General features: G+C 62.7%; 1 protein-coding gene, 1 tRNA gene and 1 pseudogene. 2 read left to right on the top strand and 1 reads right to left on the bottom strand.

Annotated features, from left to right (window positions below):
* Window positions 1-141, bottom strand: a pseudogene (locus EP380_RS23960) (porin); the annotation flags it as partial.
* A 444-nt stretch (window positions 142-585) separates the two neighbouring features.
* Here EP380_RS23960 and EP380_RS23375 point away from each other — a divergent pair.
* Window positions 586-676: transfer RNA gene (locus EP380_RS23375), tRNA-Ser, on the top strand.
* A gap of 385 nt (window positions 677-1061) precedes the next feature.
* A partial coding sequence (locus EP380_RS23370; RefSeq protein ID WP_238720042.1) for a porin occupies window positions 1062-1431 on the top strand: 370 nt, incomplete at its 3' end.

The raw sequence follows: 1431 nt of genomic DNA, 5'->3' as shown, positions 1-1431 counted from the left end.
GATGACGACGGCGTCGGCAGCGCGTGCACCGGAGACCGCGGTGAGGGCCGCGGCGGAGCCAAGAAGAAGGCTCTTGATGTTCATTTCTGACCTCCAGTCAAAGTTTAAAAGTGGGTTTGGGCTATTCTGGCTGAAGGACAGCAAACCCTGCCCGATCCCCAAACGTGAAAAAGATGCGTGGTCACGCCCCTTCTCCGAGGCTCACCATACTCAGCGCGCTTACCGGTTCAACACGGATGTGGCCTCGGCACGGGTTCCGCACGGCCGTTCGGAAGGGGCTGTTGCACAAAAGCCACGTTTTTGTCCCCGGCCGGGCGAGAATGCGGCAAATCCTAACAGCGAGTAAACGCGGTTTTGCGCATTTTCGACAATCGCCGCCCATCAAAACCCGCAAATGCGCGCCGAATCGTCGGCCTCCAAGACCGAATCCACCCCCGACACTGGCAGCGTGGACGGCTTGCGGGCGCGCCGGGCGCGCCGCAGGCCGACGCTGCCGGCTGCGGGCATTCTTTTTTGCTGCCCACCGGCGCATGCGTGTTGATTGATGGCGCGGTTTTCTCTATCTCACGGGCCGGCGAGAGCCGCGGAGAGGTGGCCGAGTGGTCGAAGGCGCTCCCCTGCTAAGGGAGTAGGCCCCAAAAGGGCCTCGTGGGTTCGAATCCCATCCTCTCCGCCACTNTCGGGGCCTCGCATCAGCTCGGACGGCCCTTGGCCTTGCGAACCCTGTAGGTTCGAAATGTCTCCCCAAATCTCCGCCACTATCTCTCGATAGGCTCATCCTCCGCTTACGGCAGTTTCGCTTCGCTCGACGCCTCCGCTGGGTGTGCGAAAGCCGGGGGCGCCGGTCGCAGACTTTGCCTCCATGTTCGAAATGCCTTCCGAACTCTCCGCAAGCTTGCCTATCTCAGGCCGGTTCGCTTGCCTCGCGGCGCCCGAGGGGGCGCACCCATGCGCCGCGCGCCGGGCAGGGTCGGCATTTCAGCCAAGCCGGAAATATAGAAAACCCTTTGATTTAAAATCATTTTTCTCTTGCACCTCCGACTCTTGACTGGAGGTCAGAAATGAAAATCAAGAGCCTTCTTCTTGGCTCCGCCGCGGCCCTGGCCGCGGTCTCCGGTGCACGCGCTGCCGACGCCGTCGTCATCGCCGAGCCGGAACCCGTCGAATATGTGCGCGTGTGCGACGCATACGGCGCGGGCTTCTTCTACATCCCCGGCACCGAGACCTGCCTGCGCATCTCGGGCTACGTCTGGTACCAGGTCGGCGCTGGCAACTATGACGGCGATGCCGTTACCATCGGCGGCGGTGCTCCGCTTGCGCCGTTCGCCTCGATCGGCACCGAAACCGTTGGCTATAATGATGGCGTCGCCGGCGGCGGCTGGATGAAGCAGACCCGTGCCCGCGTGAACATCGATGCGCGTCAGGAGACCG

It is taken from the genome of Nitratireductor alexandrii (assembly GCF_004000215.1).
GTDB lineage: Bacteria > Pseudomonadota > Alphaproteobacteria > Rhizobiales > Rhizobiaceae > Mangrovimarina > Mangrovimarina alexandrii.
The sequence above is the reverse complement of the archived record's forward strand: the minus strand, read 5'-3'. Positions and strand labels throughout refer to the sequence as shown.